Source organism: Morganella morganii (assembly GCF_041099235.1).
In the GTDB taxonomy this organism is placed as follows: domain Bacteria; phylum Pseudomonadota; class Gammaproteobacteria; order Enterobacterales; family Enterobacteriaceae; genus Morganella; species Morganella morganii_E.
The window spans coordinates 25970-43683 of the sequence record NZ_JBFZSO010000007.1 but is presented as its reverse complement, the minus strand read 5'-3'; the positions used below and the strand labels follow the sequence as shown (position 1 = coordinate 43683).

The following is a 17714-nucleotide window of genomic DNA, read 5'->3' as shown; positions in this document are numbered from 1 at the left end:
CAGACTATGCGGAGTTTCCGTTACCGCATATAAATGAATTAATATCCGCTACTGTGTTTAAATAAAAAATAAATAACCCTGCTGATTTTCAGCAAATAAATAAAAAATACTCAGATACGGACGAATAAAAGCGGATTATCACCTGTATTCATCCGTCATTCTTATTACTGCCTCATTCCGGTATATTTCCGCCCCGCCAGAAAACGGTGCTCCGGCAGTGCGTCCCACAGTGACTGCAGCCACAGGCTGCCTTCCCCGTTCAGTAATGCCTGCGACGTCAGTGTTTCCTGTAAAACCCCGTGACGCAGCACGGCAATCCGGTCAGCAAAGCGGGCGGCCATCGCCAGATCATGCGTGACCCACAATACGCCGCGCCCGTCCGCACACAGCACTTTCAGGTGCGCAAGTATCTGCCCCGCGTGTTCATCATCCAGCCAGGAGGTAATTTCATCCGCCAAAATATACTGCGCTCCGGTCAGCGTCGCGCCGCAGGTCAGCACCCGCTTTGCCATCCCGCCTGAAAGCCGGTTCGGAAACGCATCCGTCAGCTCAGGCCGGAGGTTATAACGTTGCAGTTGGCGCGCCACGTCGTGCATCTTCACATGCATACCGCTGAGTGTGGCCGCGCGTTCCAGCTGCGGGCCGACCCGCACCAGCGGATTAAGCGCACTCACGCCCTGCGGCACGTAACACAGGGTGTTGCCGCGGTGCAGCTGCTTGCTCTCTTCCGTCAGCGTTTCCCCCGCCAGCGAGATAGCCCCCCGGCAGCGCATATTGTCCGGCAGCAGCCCCAGCGCACTCTGCAGAAGCAGACTTTTGCCTTCCCCGCTGCTGCCGACCAGCGCCACCAGCTCACCGGGCTGAACCGCCAGGGAAATATCTGTCAGCAGCGGCTGCCAGCGTTTTTTCCGCAGCCAGCTGAACTGCGCGACATCAATGGCAAGCCGGTCAAATTTCAGCATTATGCGATCCTCAGCCAGAGCTGTTGTAAGGCTTTCGCAAACTGATCAAACAGTAACACCAGTCCGACCAGCACCAGTCCCGGGAAAAATGCCAGCCACCAGGCACCGGTACTGAGATAGCGCAGTGCATCTGACAACAGGATCCCCAGTGATGCCTCATGCGGCGCAAGCCCGAAGCCCAGAAAACTGAGCGCCGCACTGTGCAGTACCGAATGCGGGAACATCAGCAGTGTACCGACAATCCACTGCGGTAATAACATTGGCAGATAATGATGACGCCAGCAATACAGCCGTGAATTTCCCATACGCTGTGCCAGCATCACATAATCCGTTTCCCGCACCCGCAGGATTTCCGAGCGCAGGATCAGCGTCAGTTTCGGCCAGTGTGTCAGCGCTATCGCCCAGATCACGCCGGATTTTCCGCCGCCCAGAGTGAAACAGATTAAAATCAGCAGCAGCAGGTGCGGCAGTGCCAGCAGTGCATCAATCACCCCGCGCACCAGATAATCTGTTCCTTTATTAATTGTTGATAACCCGGCCATCGTCAGCGCCACCAGCCCGCTGGTCAGGGCGGAAATCAGTCCGATCTGCAGACTGGTTGCCATGCCCTGAAAGGTGCGATCCCACAGATCACGCCCCAGGCTGTCAGTGCCGAACCAGTGCGTGACAGACGGTGCCTGCCGCCGCGCCAGGAAATCCATATCAATATCAGTGTGTGTGATCCAGATGGCATACACGCCCAGCAGGATCAGCATCAGTAATGTGCCCGTCAGTTTTAACAGCGCACGGTTCGGGTTATGTGTCATGATTCGCGGATCACTCCCTGATTCACGCGGCGCAGTAAAATATCCGCCGTGCTGTTACCGATAAAAATCAGGATCGCGCAAAACATCACAATACCCATCAGCAGCGGGATATCCCCCCGCAGCCCTGCGTCTATCGTCGCCTGTCCCAGTCCGGGATAAGCGAACACTTTCTCCGCCAGCAGCGAACCGCTCAGCAGTTCCCCCACAGAGGCAAACTGTAAACAGAGTGCCGGGGTAATGGCGTGACGCAACACATGAAATTTAATCATCGGCCAGCCTTTATCCCCCTGCGCTTTCGCATAACGGATAAATTCGGTCCCCATCACTTCCGCCACTTTTGCCCGTGTGTGCAGGGCAATATTACCGACACCGAGTAAGCCCAGTGCCAGCACCGGCAGAATCAGGTGATGAATTTTCTGCCCGACGGTTGCCGTGTCCGCATCCTCGCCCATCGGCCAGGCACAGCAGATTGGTGCCCAGTTCAGGGTGACCGCAAACAGCGACAGCAGCAGCAGCCCTATCCAGAATGTCGGTATCGAAGCCAGCAGATACGACAGCGCCGAAATAATTTTGTCCGGCCAGCGGTTCAGGTAACGCCCGGCCACCAGCCCCAGCAGCAGCCCGGCAATGCCCGAAAGCAGCCAGGCGCTGATAAGGAGTGCCAGTGACGGCCCGAGCCGCGCCGAAATCACCTCTGACACCGGCGCGTTATACAGCATGGAGTAACCGAGATCACCCCGCAGCATCTGTGAGAACCAGATCCAGAACCGCTGCCACAGCGGCTGATCCAGCCCCCAGCGGGCAGCGATTGCCGGATACTGCTCCGGCGGCACATGCAGAAGATCATTTCCGATATAGGCTCTGATCGGGTCAATGGGCGAATAACTGAGGAGGATAAACACCCCCGCCGCCGTGACCGTCAGCAGACAAACAAACCGCACGAAAAGGAACAGGGCACTGCGCATTATTTACAGGTCCAGGCCCAGGCATCCACGCTGTTGAGCAGTGACCATGATCCGTGGATCTCCGGTGCACCCTTGCCCAAATCAACACAATCACTCACCACATAGGTATGCTGCACATTCAGCAGCCACGCCCAGGCGGCATCCCCTTTAATCCCGGTACCGGTTTTGCCGTTCCAGTCCACCTGCTGCCAGACAGGAATAGCCGCTTCCTGGTCCGGTGCACTCATGGCTTTTTCAAGGATGGCATCCACCTGCGGATTTTTGTAATAGCCCGGGTTGTAAAATTCCACGCCCGCCGCTTTACTGCTGTAGTGATGGACTAACTCCATCGGATCCAGACTGCCCCAGCCGAACAGTGTCGGGTTGGCGTGCATATGGCGTTCGACGGTTTCCCAGCTGCCGGACTGTAAATCCAGTTCAATGCCGACAGGTTTCAGGAAGGCGCGGATAGCCTGTGCCAGGTCACGGCGGGTGGTATCCCCGCTGGTGTACCACAGCGTCAGTTTGGCGACTTTGCCGTCTTTCTCGCGCAGCCCGTCTTTATTGAGTTTCCAGCCGGCTTCTTCCAGGATCTGTTTTGCTTTTTCCGCATCACCATCTTTAAAGGCGGCTTCCGGGTTGTTCCACGGCAGGCCGTGAACACCGGTAAAGGCCGGTACGGCGTACCCTTCCATCACTTGCTCAGACAGCAGTTTGCGGTCAATCGCATAGTTGATAGCTTTACGGATGGCAACATCAGAGGTGATATCGTTACCGACAGGGTAACCCTGTGCATCTTTTTCACCGGCTTTCGGGATAGGGAAGACAATACCGCGGTTTTCCACGCTGGCGCGCTCCACCAGTTTCATCCCTTTGACATCACCGGCGGTCGCGGCAATCACCGGCGGAATGCGGACAACCTCAAGCTGACGGCTCTGTGCGGCAGCAAAGGCGGCATCCTCATCCAGGAAGACAAACACCAGTTTATTAAAGTCATTTTTCGGCCCCGCGTAATACGGGTTAGCCTCAACAATCAGCTGCTGGCCCGGCTGGAAAGCCACCAGACGGTACGGCCCGGCACCCACCGGTTTTTGGGCATATTCTCTGGCATCATATTTATCAGCGGACACAATCCCGAGAGAGCCGAGCACATTGATAAACGTACTCTGAGGTTCGGACAGGGTAATTTTCACTGTCAGCGGGTCAATTTCTTCCGCTTTGGCAAAGTTACCCATGTCGATTTTGCCGCCGCCGGCGGCCGCATTGTTATAGGTGAACGCCACATCTTTGGCGGTCAGCGGGGAGCCGTCAGAGAATTTCAGGTCTTTTTTCAGCTTCAGTGTCCACTCTTTGCCGTCGGCATTGTGGTCGTAGCTGTCCAGCAGATAGCTGTGCCAGGAAAGATCGGCCTTTTGTTTGAGCAGCGGGCTGTGCAGTAACAGATAACTGCCGTGGCTCCAGCCGAGCATCGGGTCAAACCCTTCTGTCGGTTCTGCGCCGATGGCCAGCCGCAATGTATGACCGGTATTTTCTGCCGCAGCCAGCGCTGAAGCACTGATTGCTGTACCTAACAGCAGAGAGACGAGTGTTCTTGCAAAAACTGACTTTTTAGTCATTACTTGTCCTTACCTAACTAAAATTGACAATGTTTAATTTTGAGTTAATCCGGCGTTACGCAAAATCACCTATAAAAAATTAATCTACCAAAGAAAACAGAGTTTATACCACTAAAATCACGTCCGAAAATGATGCATATTAATGAATCGTGGTAAAAATCGGATTTCTCATATATTAAATTCTTTTATTAAATAATGCTGCTGAATAATAACATCATTACATATTTCTCTGATAATTTCAGAATGAAATATTTTGTAACAATCTACCCGTAAACAGACTAAAAATGATTATTTGCCAAGGTATTATGATGCTTACACACGGGCTCGCAGGCAATATTATCAGCATGACAGTCACACATTTCTTAACAGCTTAGCACACTCTTTTTGATTATAACGGTTGAATTCTCTTCAGCATTATTAATTAATAAAATTAACTATTTTCTTTCGGAAAATATAATCATGACACGTCATCACAGGATTTTATCCAGGTCTGAACTCGCTTTACTGCGCCTGTTGCAATATGAGTAACTGAAACTCATTCAGATAAATTAAGAAAACCCACAGAAAAACCGAAATATTAAGCAGAGAAAAGATAACGGAGGAAATAAAAACGCGGAAAATACAGACAATTCCTGGTAATAAAAACGTAACTTCGGGAATTGTCTGCTGGTTACAGGTAAAAACCGATGGGAGTGACTATCTCAATATGGCCGTTTCTGCCGCGTTCCTGTGGCGGCAGCGGGAAAGGTGATGCCCGTTGTACGGTGGCAAGCGCTTCTTTATCCAGCAATTTTGTGCCGGATGAATTAACCAGCTCCGCAGAAACAACATTTCCCTGCATGTTCAGTGTCACTTTCACATGAGAAACGCCGGTGGATTTATAGCGCAGCAGTGCGCGCGGGTAGCGTTTGTACTTCGCCAGATGCGAATACACTGTGCTTTCCCAGCCGGTACTGCCGCTGACCGGCTGCGGCGCATGACTGGTAAAATCCGCACGGCTCGCGGAACTGTCGCCCTGACGCGGCGCGGAAGTACTTTCTGCCAGTACCGGGGACGGGTTATCCGTTTCCGGCATTTTGATCTCCGTTACAGGCTTTTTCTCTGCTTTTTTCTTTGGTTTCTCCGCTTTCCGCGTCCATGTGCCCTGATCAGAAACCGCCAGTTTATCGACAGCAGATTCCCGCTCCGGCTCAGCCACCGGCTGTGGTGCCGGTTGTGACATCACCTGTCTGACACCTTCCGCCTTTTCCGGCGGTGCACTTTCCAGCTGATAAACTCCCGGCATCAGTACAAACGCCGGGGGCAGCATACCTTTCGGCTCGTCCGCTGAAAAACTCAGCCAGCCCAGAAACAGTGCCAGCAGCAGCGCGTGAGCCCCCACACTGGCAGCGGTGCCGCCGACTGAATATCGCCTGTTCTGATAACAGGCCGCAGCCACATTCAACATCACTCAACTCACTTTTTTAATCGTTATTCACGTATTTCAATTTGTAAAATTACAGGCATAATGATAACGCAAATGATATTGCTTTTTATTATTAAATAATAATTCAAATAACAACAATGAGATTTTTTGGATTTTTCTAAGCAATGCGTAATGACTCCTTCAATTACGATGACTTCGATACACACCAGAAAAATGACGACTGAAAAATCGGTAAGCAGGCTTATCGCCGGCGCTTATCACTCAACCTACCATCAGCTTGTCCGCTTCTTCCATAAGCGGCTGGGCAACAGTCAGGATGCACGGGATTTGTCGCAGGATGTGTTTGCCCGCTGGCTCAAAGGCGGCAACGAGACCTCTGTGCAGGAAACCCGCGCGTTCCTGTTTAAGATCGCCAACAATGTGCTGACCGACCACTGGCGTCACAGCCGGCGGAAGGGCCGCGATCAGGTCAGTGAGTGGGATGATTCACTGACCGCGGAAGTGACACAGGCACACGCTGATCCACAGATACAGCTCGAACACCGGCAGCGGCTGGACCGGCTGTATCAGGTGCTGAATGAACTGCCGCCCCGTCAGCGGGAAGCCTTTGTGCTTTACCGGTTTGACGGACTTTCGCAAAGTGACATTGCCGAACGGATGGATATTTCTGTCAGTATGGTGGAAAAGCATATCGCCCGCGCCCTGCTGCAATGTAAACGCGCCATGAATGCCGCAGAACAGAAGGACGGGGAATGACAGACCGGCGGGAGCAGGACGAACGGGAAGACGCCGCCGCATTGTGGTTTACACGCTGGCACAGCCAGAGCATGACGGCACAGCAGCAGCGGGAACTACAGACATGGCTGGCAGCTTCCCCGGAAAACCGGCAGGCGTTTGATGATATGGCGCTGCTGTGGCGGGAGATGTCGGCCCTGCCGCGCCCGGAAATCACGGAGCCGGCACCCGCCGGGGCTTTTCCGCTTCTGCGTCCGCTGCGCCATACCCTCGCCGGGCTGTTTATCCTGGTGATGCTGTTTCTGCCCTACAGTCAGTTACCCGCCCTGCTGATGGATAACCTGACGCTCGCCACCGCCTCAGAAAGCAAATCCATGATCCTGCCGGACGGCAGCCGTATTTTTCTCAGCCGTGACAGCGAAGCGGATATTGCCTACGAACAGACGCACCGCCGCATTTCCCTGGTGCGCGGTACCGCTTTTTTTCAGGTGAAATCCAACCCGTGGCGGCCGTTTGTTATCCGCGCGGACGGCAGAGAGATAACCGTTGTCGGTACGGAATTTGATGTCAGCCGCCGGGGAACGGAAGTGGCGGTCTCTGTGGCAAACGGGATTGTCGCCCTGCGGGATACGCCGGATGAAAAACCGGTGTATCTGCGTGCCGGGGATAAAGCCGTCAGCCCTGCGCAGGGATCGGCTCTGCTGCTCAGCCATATCCCGCCGGAACAGGCCGGGGAATGGCGCAACGGACAAATCACCCTCACCGATACCCCGCTGCGTGATGTTGTTGACCGCCTCGCACCATACAGCAACCGCCCCGTCTCACTTGCCGCCAATGCGGCGGATCTGACCGTCTCCGGCCGGGTCACCCTCTCCGAAACTGATGCCTTTTTCACCGCACTGCCGCTGCTGTTACCGGTTGAAGTTACAGAACTGCATGACGGCAGCCTGTTGATTGTGAAGAAAAATAAAAATAAATGAAAAAAAGAATAATTATCAGGTGAGGATAATTCTCATTTCCGCGTCTTCTGATACAGGGGATAACTATGACACTTCCGGAAATGATAAAAATGACAATAAAACCATCACCATTCAGCATCAGGGCTGTCAGTTCCGCCATTGTGCTGGCACTCGGGCTGACAGCGGCACCGGCAGGAGCGGCGGATCTCACGCTTGATCTGCCGGAACAGGCACTGAGCCGTTCGCTGAACACCATCGCGCAGCAGGGACAAATCCAGTTACTGTATGATGCCGGGCAGCTCGGCGCACTGCGGGCACCGGCTCTGCACGGCAGCTATTCCGCGCAGACCGCCATTCAGACACTGCTGGCAGGCTCCGGCCTGACACTGGTACAGCAGGGCAGCAGCTATGTTATCCGCCCGCTGACCACGGAAGCGGAAACCATTTTAATCCCGGAAACCCGGGTTCAGGGCGAACTGGCTTACCATCCGGCCACCGATGTCATGTCGGCCCCGCAATACATTACTGCGGAGGAGATCCGCCAGCGCAATACCGGTGACGGCAACGTCACGGAGCTGCTGCGCACCAATCCGGCGGTGCAGTTCGCCGGTAATGACAGCTCGTCCCTCAATCAGGGCGAAATCAAACCGTCACGGATTTCCATTCACGGCGCGTCCAGTTTCCAGAACGCCTATAAACTTGACGGCATCAGTTTTAACAACGATTTCGACCCGGCAAAAGATACCCTGGGCGAAACCTCCACCCGTCTGGACAGCGGCGACCAGGGCATGTATATCGACAGCCGTCTGATCGACAGCGTGACGGTTTACGATAACAACATCCCGGTGGAGTTCGGCGGTTTTACCGGCGGCAGTGTGGATGTCACCAGCCGCCGCTGGAACGGCGAAAACAGCGGCCATATGTATTACCGCACCACCCGCTCCGCCTGGAATCATCTGTTTGAGGATTCCTCACAGCCGATTGATTCATCAAAAAATGATATCAGCCACCCGGCCCGTTTCCAGAATGAATATAACAAACACGATTTCGGCGGCTGGTTTGAAGTCGGTGTAACCGAAAACAGCGGCCTCACGGTATCTGCCTCCCGCCGAACCTCCACCATCCCGGCCAATACCTCGGTACTGATGGCAGTGATGGACGGCTATGATCTGGTCGGTTATGAATTTGATAAGCGCAAACGCAACCAGAAACGCACCTCAGACAACTTGTTTGTGAAGTATGCGATGGATCTTTCGCCGGTCACCACCGCCGATATTTCACTGAATTACTCCGATTATAAAGCCCGTTTATTCGCCTCCAATATTGCCAACTCCGGTTATGACAATAACCACAAAGGATTAGGTGTGACCGGTGTTCTGAAGCACCAGACCAGCCTGGCTGATCTGGAATTCACCCTGGGTTATCAGAAACTGAAAGATAACCGCGTGAATGACGAGCAGAATTTCTATGAAATGAAGAACCGGTTACCGGACGGCAAAACGATTGTTAACACCAAAATGGGCGGACTGGGTGATCTGCGGACAGAGCAGGACAATGTCACCACCAAAGCCGTTGCCCGTTTCCTGCCGGCAGAAGGGTTCGGAATAACACACCGCCCGACACTCGGGATGGAATCCACCCATACCAAAGGCCGCTATATCCGCGATAAATCGCATTATCACACCAGTGATGACAAAGCCACTTATGCGGATATGGGCATGGAGATGACCAATATCCACCGTTTCCTGCCGGGAACAGCCTCTGTCAGTTATAACAACTACGCGCTGTTTGCCGATGACAATATTGAGATTGGCCGTCTGACACTGCGTCCGGGTATCCGCGTGGATCGGGATGATTTTGTTCAGCGCACCAATGTCGCACCACGCCTGGCCGCCACTTATGATCTGTCCGGCAATAAAGAAACACTGCTGATCGCCGGTGCCAACCGTTATTACGGCCGCTCTATGCTGACCTACGCCCTGTACGGTGCGCAGAATGCCGGGCTGGAAAAATGCTATATGTGCGGCTTTATGGGCATGGATCCGACCTGGGATAAAACCAATGATTATGAAGGCCTGGATTCACTGAAAACCCCGTATAACGATGAGATTTCCCTCGGCCTGCAACAGGAAATCCTCAGCACCACCTGGCGCCTGACCTATGTCCACCGTGAAGGTTACGATGAAGTCCGCAGCCGCACCAAATACAACAACCTGACCGGGTCGGATAAATACTCCGATAAAGGAAAAATCCGAACCTTTGATAATGCCGGACGCAGCAAGCATGACTCCGTCACCCTGGCCGTCAGTAACAGCCAGCCGTGGGAATGGGGACAGGCAACCCATGTCTTTACCTCTTCAATCGTCTGGCAGGATACCAAAACCAACTTCCCGTCTGACCAGGGCTATGCCTTCTTTGAGCCGGGCACTGCTATTAACTCCGACAAAGTGATGTACGGCGGTAAAGTGATCGATGTCAGTGATCTGCCTGCCAGCAACTTTAACTCACCGCTGAAGCTGAACGTTGAGCTGACCAGTGACTGGGATAACTACAATATTTCCTGGTACAACCGCCTGCAATGGTGGGGCGCGCGTAATCAGGCTGTCCGTCATGACAACGAAGTGGTCCGTGATCCGCAGTACGGCGAGTTACGTGTCTATCAGAAAGAGCATTTCGCATCCAAATTCACCTGGGATACCCGCGTGAACTGGAAACCGGAGTTTGCTTACGGCGCGTCTGTCTCGCTGGAAGTGAATAACGTCCTGAATAACAAAAATGTCGCGGATACCTTTATCTATGCCGGTAACAAGGTGATTGCCTATGATCCGGGCCGTCAGTTCTGGTTACAGCTGAATTACGATTTTTAATCTGAGCATGTGAGCAATGTCTCTTAACGTTATGAATAATCAATGAAAACAATAAAACAATTTTTCTGGCTGGTGAAGCCGTTCTGGGGGCGGCGTGCCGCCCTGTTTTGCTGGTTCTTACTGTTGTTGTCTCTCGGGCTGACACTCTCTTCCGTCTGGTTCAATATCCGCATGAACCAGTGGAACGGGGATTTTTACAATGCACTGCAAAAGCTGGACGGCGCGGCGCTGTATCAGCTGATCAAATTTTTCGTCGTGCTGGTCAGCGGACTGATCCTGGTGGTGGTGCTCGGTACGTATTTCCGGCAGAAACTGGCTATCCGCTGGCGGGAGGGGATGACAGAACAGATCCTCAGCCGCTGGCTGTCGCCGCAGAGCCGTCATTACCTGCTGCGCCTGACCGCCCGCGAGCCGGATAACCCGGATCAGCGGATTGCCGAGGATGTCCGCCTGCTGGTGGAATCCACCCTCAGTCTGCTGATCACCTTCCTGCATTCGCTGCTGACCCTGATTTCCTTTGCCGCCATCCTCTGGCAGCTTTCCGGCAGTATTATGCTCTCTGTCGCCGGTACTGACTGGCGCATCGACGGCTATATGTTCTGGGCCTGTATCGCCTACACGCTCGTGGGTATTGCGCTGACACAGCTTATCGGCGGGCCGCTGCGCAAACTGAATATGGAAAAACAGCAGCGTGAGGCGGATTACCGTGCGGCACTGATCACCCGCAGACAGCACGGTGATGCCATTGCCGGGCAGCGGGGGGAGTTGCAGGATAAACAGCAGTTACTGGCCCGCTTTGCCCGGGTGGCAGCCAACTGGAATCAGCTGATCCGCTGCGAGCGGAATTTATCATTCTATACCGTGGGTTATCAGCAGGTAACCGCGCTGGCACCGATCCTGTTTGCACTGCCGAAATTCCTCGCCGGGGAACTGATGCTGGGCGGATTAATGCAGCTGCGTCAGGCATTCAGCAGTGTCGCGACGTCACTCGGCTGGTTTATTTTTGCCTATAAAGAGATAGCAGCCTGGCAGGCGACGGTAACCCGTCTGTACCATTTCGTCCGCCTGCTGGAAAATGACGCGGTGTCTGATGTCACCGAAACCTGTCACTCCGCAGTACGCCTGGATGTTTGCGCCGATATTCTGCTGCCGGATAACCGTCCGCTGCTGGAGAATTTTTCACTCTCTCTGCACGCCGGGGAATTTGCCATTATCAGCGGCCGCTCCGGGCTGGGTAAATCGACCCTGCTGCGCGCGCTCAGCGGCCACTGGCCTTATTACCGGGGCAATATCAGCCGTGAACAGGATGTGATGTGGGTGCCGCAGTCACTTTATCTGCCATCCGGGACACTGAAATCCCTGCTCGCCTATCCGCATGCCGCCGCACAGTTCACGCCGGAAGCGTACCGCGAGGTGCTGGACGTTACCGGGCTTACCGCACTGATACCACAGCTGGATACCGATGCCGACTGGCGTCAGCGCCTGTCCGGCGGTGAACAGCAGCGGTTGCTGATCGCCCGTCTGCTGCTCAGTCAGCCGAAGCTGATGCTGCTCGATGAGATTACCTCCGCACTGGATGATGACAATGCGGTCCGCATGATCCGTCTGCTCCGTCAGCGTCTGCCGGACAGCACACTTCTGCTGGTCAGCCACCAGCGTTTTCTTCAGCAGGAGGCAGATCGCGTGATCGCCTTGTCCTCCCCTGCCGCCACCTGCACATCAGGAGTCCGATATGCATTATAAACTGACCTTTGCCGGTGTGGTGCTGATCCTCACCGGTTGTACCGCTGTCAGCACAACCGGTACAGATAACCGTCCGCTGCCGCAGCGCAGTGATTTACAGCACATTCGCCTGGCAAACGGCATGAATGTGTATCTTCTGTCACGCCCGCAACCCGGCGCAGAGCTGCGGCTGCTGGTGGAAAGCGGTTCATTACAGGAAACAGAAGAGCAGCGCGGCCTGGCGCATTTCACCGAACATATGGCCTTTAAAGGCACCACGCATTTCCCGGACACGCAGAGTTTTAAACAGCTGGAAAAACAGGGACTGAACCTCGGCAGCCATGTCAATGCCGCCACCAGCCTCAATTCGACTGTCTATAAACTGTCACTGCCGCAGGCCACGCCGGAACAGATTCAGACCGGTTTGCAGGTGCTCGCCGACTGGGCACAGGGCATGACCTTTGACCCTGTTGCGTTTGATAAAGAACGCTCCGTGATTATTGAGGAGTGGCGGCTGCGCCAGGGCATCGGCTTCCGCATCAATAATGCCCTTGAGCAGTTGCGCTATGCGGGCAGTCTCTATGCGGAGCGTGACCCGATCGGGTTATTGGATGTGATCCGCCATGCGCCGGTCAGCACAGCAAAAGACTATTATCAGACCTGGTACCAGCCACAGCGGATGAGTCTGGTGGTTATCGGACAGTTTAACCGCCATGAAGTCAGTAATCTGGCAGAGGCGTATTTTAATCAGCCCGCCAAAAAAGATACCGCACAGGATGATCCGGCCCGTCAGCGTTTTGCACCACAGCCGGAGCTGCTGGTAAAGCCAATCTTTGATAAGGAGCAGGGACAGCGCATCATGCAGTTCGCGCTGCAGAGAGATATCCGCGCACCGCTCAATACCCGTGACGGGCAATATGATGACCTGCTGGATAATCTCTGGGTGACTATCCTCAATCAGCGCCTGACTGCGCTGGTGGATAACGGACAGCTGCCTGCCGCCAGTATCAACCCGCAGGGCGCTATGCTGGACAGCCGCCGCCTTCAGCAACTGATGATAGTGCATCCGCAGGGCGCGGATTACCCCGGCAGTATCACCTTATTGTGGACAGAAATTCAGCGCCTGGCGACACAGCCCGTCACACAGGCAGAGCTGGACGATGCCCGGCAGAGTCTGCTGGCGAAACTCAGTCAGCAGGCTGCCGTGGAATCCCGCTACGGCAATGATTATCTCGCCGATACCATCACCACCGCACTGGAATACCGAATGCCGGTTCAGGACAAGCGTCAGCAGCTCACCACGGCATGGGAACTGCTCAAACCGGTCACGCCGGATACGCTGAAAACCCATGTGAACGGATTTCTGAATCAGGCATCACCATGGCTGGCACTGCTCGGGCCGGACAGCGAACAGGCCCGTTTTGATGAGAAAGCGTTCACTGACCGCTGGCAGCAGATCCGGCAGTCCGATCCCGGGCCATTTTCCCTGACCGTGCGGCAGGTTGCGCTGAATGTTACCCCGGCAGCAGCCGGTACTATCGTTCAGGAGCAGGCACTGCCGCTGCCGTCCACAGAATCGTGGCAGTTATCCAACGGTCTGCGGGTGATTGTGCATCAGGATAAAAGCCTGAAAGATAATATTCAGATCAATCTGCGCATTCCGGGCGGCCGTTCACTGGAGCCGGCCGGACAGGAAGGACTGACCGACTGGGCACTGAAACTACCGGAAAGCAGCGGCTACGGTGAGCTGAGCGCCCGTGAGCTGGCCTTATTCAGCAAACAGCACAGCCTCAGTCTGCGGCCATACAGCGAACTGCTGAACCACGGATTCCGGGGTGAAGCGCCGCCGGAAGAGCTGGATACCCTGCTGAAACTGCTGCATCTGAAGATCACACAGCCACAGTTCAGCGGCGAAAAATTACGCCGCAATCAGCAGCTGACGCTGGAAAGCCTGAACAGCACCCCGGTGGAGCGCCGCTTCCTGGATGCCATCAACCGCGAAAGCCATACTAATGGCGAACGTCTGGTAATAAATGAAAACGGCGGCTGGCGTCAGTTTACTGCCGCACAGTTACAGCAAAATCACCGTCTCCTGCTCAGCCCGGTACAGGACATGACACTGGTGATCAGCGGTGCGGCAGATAAAAAACAGATAAAACAGGCTGTTGAGAAATGGATCGCCACCCTGCCTGCTTCCGGGCTGCGCCTGCAGTGGCGGGATCCGGCTATCGCACCCAAAATGCAATCCTTCAGCCGGACTTACCCGATAGCCAGTTCTGATAAAACCATGGTAAGTATTCAGTATGCCGCTCCGGCGCAGTGGTCACAGAAAGAAAGCCTGACACTGCAACTGGCCGACAGCATCATCAGCAAACAGTTACGCGGTGCATTACGGGAACAGGCGGGCGGTATTTATGCCCTGAGTTTCTCCTCTATGCTGGCAAAACTGCCGTCGCCGTACTACAGCGCCCGGCTGAATTTCACCACCGATCCTCAGCGCGCCGCAGAGATGACGGCATTAAGCCGGAATGTGCTGAAAACCCTGAAAACAGACGGTGTCAGTGACAATGCCCTGAAAGAAGCCAGAGCCAACTGGTTACTGGAAAAACAGCAGGTTTACCAGAGTGCTGCATTCTGGACAGAATCACTGGCGCAGATTGCCGGGGACGATAATGCGTTTACGCGGATAACCGCAGAAGAGGCGTTAATTAATCAGATTACTGCAGAGGATATAAACCGGGTATTATCCCGCTACAGCGGTGAGAATGAAAAATTATTTATGCTTACACCACCATAATAAAATAAAGCCGCTTAACAGCGGTTTTATTATTTCCGTTAAATGAAAAAAATAACAATCATTGTATTAACGGATAATGAGAATATATTTTGTGATATATCTCCGTATTATCCCCCGAATGGGGTAGAGATAAAGAAAAACACAGTTGTTATATTTTCTGCGGGTGCCTGATTCTGTCCGGATCAGGTTATATTTTCCCTGTTCCGGATAGAAGAAAGCCCCGATTACGTTTTTCAACATAAACCGGGGCCGAATCTCTACCAGAACAATAGGGATTCTGCCTCCTTAAATTAAAGGAGTCAAGAGAAATGACCAGATTACCTGTTAAAGATTCAACTGTAATTATACTCTGCTTTATGTTTTTCGTTACAGTCACAATTAACATAACAGGCTATTTGTCGCTATCTTTTGATAGCTCGAATATACTGGTACAGGCGCAGCCACCTCATAAGGGCAGCTAGTGCTGAGGGGGGAGAAATCCCCCCGTTTCTCTCTGTTACAGGTAGCGGTTAATCAGGCACCTTATTTTACTTTCTTATTAACTTACTCACGTGCCCTTTTAATATGATAAAAATACCAGAATTATCCATAATTATTTTTAACTTTATAATATCCGCCGCAAGAACAATCAGTTTATCCTTTATAGTAGTATTATTGACGTTAATTATATTCATAGCCTGTGCCAAAATTCTCAATAAAACCTGTGATTTTAGTTTTAAAATTGCGATAGGAAATGGTGTTTCAGAAGTTTATACCGAACCGGATAACAGTAAACAATAAAAAAAACCGCTGCCGAAAAATAATGCCGGCAGCGGTTTTTATAATGACTGAAATAAATTACTTTTTATCGCCCAGTAAAACAGATTCCAGCGCGATAGTGATCATTTCATTAAAAGTCGTCTGACGTTCTTCTGCCGGTAAATTTTCACCGGTACGGATATGGTCAGAAACAGTGCAGATAGTCAGTGCTTTCGCACCGAATTCTGCCGCTACACCATAAATACCGGCGGCTTCCATTTCCACGCCCAGAATGCCGTATTTTTCCATCACGTCGAACATTTGCGGATCCGGTGTATAGAATAAATCCGCAGAGAAGATATTACCGACACGCGCCGGGATCCCGGCGGTTTCTGCCGCTTCAACCGCATTACGTACCAGCCCGAAATCCGCGATAGCCGCGAAATCGTTATCTTTGAAGCGCAGACGGTTCACTTTGGAATCCGTACTCGCGCCCATGCCGATAACCACATCACGCAGTTTGACATCACGGCTGATAGCCCCGCAGGAGCCGACACGGATAATGGTTTTCACGTCAAACTCAGTGATCAGCTCTTTGGCATAAATAGAGCAGGACGGGATCCCCATACCGTGACCCATCACGGAGATACGGCGGCCTTTATAGGTTCCGGTAAAACCCAGCATGCCACGCACATTGTTGACTTGTTTAATGTCTTCCAGAAAATTTTCTGCAATGTATTTCGCACGCAGCGGATCGCCGGGCATCAGAACAACATCAGCAAAATCACCACGTTCGGCATTAATGTGAGGGGTAGCCATAAAAAAATCCTTTCAGTCAATCCAAAGGGAAAGGGCAGACTGAAAGCCTGCCCGAAAAAAGAGACACATTACAGCATGTTTTTACCGTAATCCATCGGGGATAAATTAAAATAGGATGCAACAGTCTGCCCGATGTCAGCGAAGGTTTCACGATAGCCCAGTGAGCCCGGTTTAACTTTCGGCCCGTACACCAGCACAGGGATATGTTCGCGGGTGTGATCGGTACCCGGCCAGGTCGGGTCACAGCCGTGATCTGCGGTCAGGATCAGAATATCGTCCTCTTTCACCAGCTTCAGCATTTCCGGCAAACGGCGGTCAAACAACTCCAGTGCAGCAGCATAACCCGCCACATCACGGCGGTGGCCGTAGGAGGAATCGAAATCAACAAAGTTGGTAAACACGATGGTGTTATCACCCGCCAGTTTCATCTCTTCCAGTGATGCATCAAACAACGCATCGATGCCGGTCGCTTTTACTTTTTTGGTGATACCGACATGGGCATAAATATCCGCGATTTTACCGATGGAGACCACTTCGCCCTGCTTCTCTTCCACCAGCTTCTGCAGCATAGTGGCTGACGGCGGCTCTACCGCGTAGTCGTGACGGTTACCGGTACGTTCAAATGAACCGGCTTTTTCGCCGGTAAACGGACGTGCAATCACACGGCCGATGTTGTAACCGCCTTTGGTCAGTTCTTCACGGGCGATTTCACACAGTTCATACAGTTTCTCCAGGCCGTACGTCTCTTCGTGACAGGCAATCTGGAAAACGGAATCCGCAGAGGTATAGAAAATCGGTTTGCCGGTTTTCATATGCTCTTCGCCGAGCTGATCCAGAATCACAGTACCGGATGAGTGGCAGTTACCGAGATAACCCGGCAGATTGGCACGTTTAACGAGAATATCCAGTAATTCCTGCGGGAAACTGTTTTCATGATCGCTGAAATAGCCCCAGTCAAACAAAACCGGAACACCGGCAATTTCCCAGTGGCCGGACGGGGTATCTTTACCGGAGGATAACTCACCGGCATAGCCGTATGCGCCGATAATCTCCGCATTCTTATCCAGACCTTCCGGGAAGTGTCCGGTGGATTCTTCTGCGGCTTTACCCAGCCCCAGACGGGACAGATTCGGCAGATGCAGAGGCCCTTTGCGGCCTTTGTCTGCTTCACCGCGGGCACAGGCCTGTGCGATATGACCTAACGTGTCAGCGCCGGTGTCACCGAAATCAGCGGCATCATGTGCAGCACCGATACCGAATGAATCCAGCACCATAATAAATGTACGTTTCATACTTCTCTCCTGTGTCAGATCACGTCAGGAT

12 protein-coding genes are annotated in these 17714 nt (G+C 53.1%); 5 read left to right on the top strand and 7 right to left on the bottom strand.

Features of this window, described 5'->3' with window-relative positions; all coding sequences use genetic code 11:
- Positions 1-164: 164 nt before the first annotated feature.
- The 5 genes from AB7038_RS12645 to AB7038_RS12625 all read right to left on the bottom strand — a co-directional run bounded on the left by AB7038_RS12645 (position 165) and on the right by AB7038_RS12625 (position 5775).
- Positions 165-962, bottom strand: a complete 798-nt coding sequence (locus AB7038_RS12645) for an ATP-binding cassette domain-containing protein (RefSeq protein WP_368889797.1) — start codon at positions 960-962, stop codon at positions 165-167.
- A complete protein-coding gene (locus tag AB7038_RS12640) occupies positions 962-1768 on the bottom strand; it encodes an ABC transporter permease (protein ID WP_072872014.1) in 807 nt (268 codons plus the stop codon). The genes AB7038_RS12645 and AB7038_RS12640 overlap by 1 nt, the downstream gene beginning before the upstream one ends.
- Entirely contained in the window at positions 1765-2733 is a 969-nt protein-coding gene (locus AB7038_RS12635) for an ABC transporter permease (protein WP_368889798.1), read from the bottom strand. The genes AB7038_RS12640 and AB7038_RS12635 overlap by 4 nt, the downstream gene beginning before the upstream one ends.
- On the bottom strand, positions 2733-4328 hold the full coding sequence (locus AB7038_RS12630; protein WP_368889799.1) for an ABC transporter substrate-binding protein: 1596 nt from the start codon (positions 4326-4328) through the stop codon (positions 2733-2735). The genes AB7038_RS12635 and AB7038_RS12630 overlap by 1 nt, the downstream gene beginning before the upstream one ends.
- A 670-nt stretch (positions 4329-4998) precedes the next feature.
- On the bottom strand, positions 4999-5775 hold the full coding sequence (locus tag AB7038_RS12625) for an energy transducer TonB (RefSeq protein ID WP_369453430.1): 777 nt from the start codon (positions 5773-5775) through the stop codon (positions 4999-5001).
- Between the two features lie 192 nt (positions 5776-5967).
- Here AB7038_RS12625 and AB7038_RS12620 point away from each other — a divergent pair, with 192 nt between their 5' ends.
- From AB7038_RS12620 to AB7038_RS12600, 5 genes are all read left to right on the top strand, one after another.
- Entirely contained in the window at positions 5968-6510 is a 543-nt protein-coding gene (locus AB7038_RS12620) for an RNA polymerase sigma factor (protein ID WP_368889801.1), read from the top strand.
- Positions 6507-7469: a FecR family protein gene (locus tag AB7038_RS12615; RefSeq protein ID WP_368889802.1), complete on the top strand. Its 963-nt coding sequence runs from the start codon at positions 6507-6509 to the stop codon at positions 7467-7469. Before AB7038_RS12620 ends, AB7038_RS12615 begins: the two co-directional genes overlap by 4 nt.
- A gap of 65 nt (positions 7470-7534) precedes the next feature.
- On the top strand, positions 7535-10315 hold the full coding sequence (locus AB7038_RS12610) for a secretin and TonB N-terminal domain-containing protein (RefSeq protein ID WP_369453429.1): 2781 nt from the start codon (positions 7535-7537) through the stop codon (positions 10313-10315).
- Between the two features lie 42 nt (positions 10316-10357).
- Positions 10358-12058 carry an ABC transporter ATP-binding protein/permease gene (locus AB7038_RS12605; protein WP_368889804.1) on the top strand — a complete coding sequence of 567 codons (1701 nt, stop codon included), beginning with the start codon at positions 10358-10360 and terminating at the stop codon, positions 12056-12058.
- On the top strand, positions 12048-14834 hold the full coding sequence (locus AB7038_RS12600; RefSeq protein WP_369453428.1) for a M16 family metallopeptidase: 2787 nt from the start codon (positions 12048-12050) through the stop codon (positions 14832-14834). Before AB7038_RS12605 ends, AB7038_RS12600 begins: the two co-directional genes overlap by 11 nt.
- An 837-nt stretch (positions 14835-15671) precedes the next feature.
- On the opposite strand, the gene deoD is transcribed toward AB7038_RS12600, so the two are convergent.
- Positions 15672-16391, bottom strand: coding sequence for a purine-nucleoside phosphorylase (gene deoD, locus AB7038_RS12595; protein WP_024475051.1), 720 nt, complete (start codon positions 16389-16391; stop codon positions 15672-15674).
- A gap of 68 nt (positions 16392-16459) precedes the next feature.
- Positions 16460-17683: a phosphopentomutase gene (gene deoB, locus AB7038_RS12590; protein WP_024475052.1), complete on the bottom strand. Its 1224-nt coding sequence runs from the start codon at positions 17681-17683 to the stop codon at positions 16460-16462.
- Positions 17684-17714 lie beyond the last annotated feature (31 nt).

Bases quoted from the DNA above. Each gene is read 5' to 3' on its own strand.
- AB7038_RS12645 (WP_368889797.1), bottom strand. From the start codon at position 962: ATGCTGAAATTTGACCGGCTTGCCATTGATGTCGCGCAGTTCAGCTGG.
- AB7038_RS12640 (WP_072872014.1), bottom strand. From the start codon at position 1,768: ATGACACATAACCCGAACCGTGCGCTGTTAAAACTGACGGGCACATTA.
- AB7038_RS12635 (WP_368889798.1), bottom strand. From the start codon at position 2,733: ATGCGCAGTGCCCTGTTCCTTTTCGTGCGGTTTGTTTGTCTGCTGACG.
- AB7038_RS12630 (WP_368889799.1), bottom strand. From the start codon at position 4,328: ATGACTAAAAAGTCAGTTTTTGCAAGAACACTCGTCTCTCTGCTGTTA.
- AB7038_RS12625 (WP_369453430.1), bottom strand. From the start codon at position 5,775: ATGTTGAATGTGGCTGCGGCCTGTTATCAGAACAGGCGATATTCAGTC.
- AB7038_RS12620 (WP_368889801.1), top strand. From the start codon at position 5,968: ATGACGACTGAAAAATCGGTAAGCAGGCTTATCGCCGGCGCTTATCAC.
- AB7038_RS12615 (WP_368889802.1), top strand. From the start codon at position 6,507: ATGACAGACCGGCGGGAGCAGGACGAACGGGAAGACGCCGCCGCATTG.
- AB7038_RS12610 (WP_369453429.1), top strand. From the start codon at position 7,535: ATGACACTTCCGGAAATGATAAAAATGACAATAAAACCATCACCATTC.
- AB7038_RS12605 (WP_368889804.1), top strand. From the start codon at position 10,358: ATGAAAACAATAAAACAATTTTTCTGGCTGGTGAAGCCGTTCTGGGGG.
- AB7038_RS12600 (WP_369453428.1), top strand. From the start codon at position 12,048: ATGCATTATAAACTGACCTTTGCCGGTGTGGTGCTGATCCTCACCGGT.
- deoD (WP_024475051.1), bottom strand. From the start codon at position 16,391: ATGGCTACCCCTCACATTAATGCCGAACGTGGTGATTTTGCTGATGTT.
- deoB (WP_024475052.1), bottom strand. From the start codon at position 17,683: ATGAAACGTACATTTATTATGGTGCTGGATTCATTCGGTATCGGTGCT.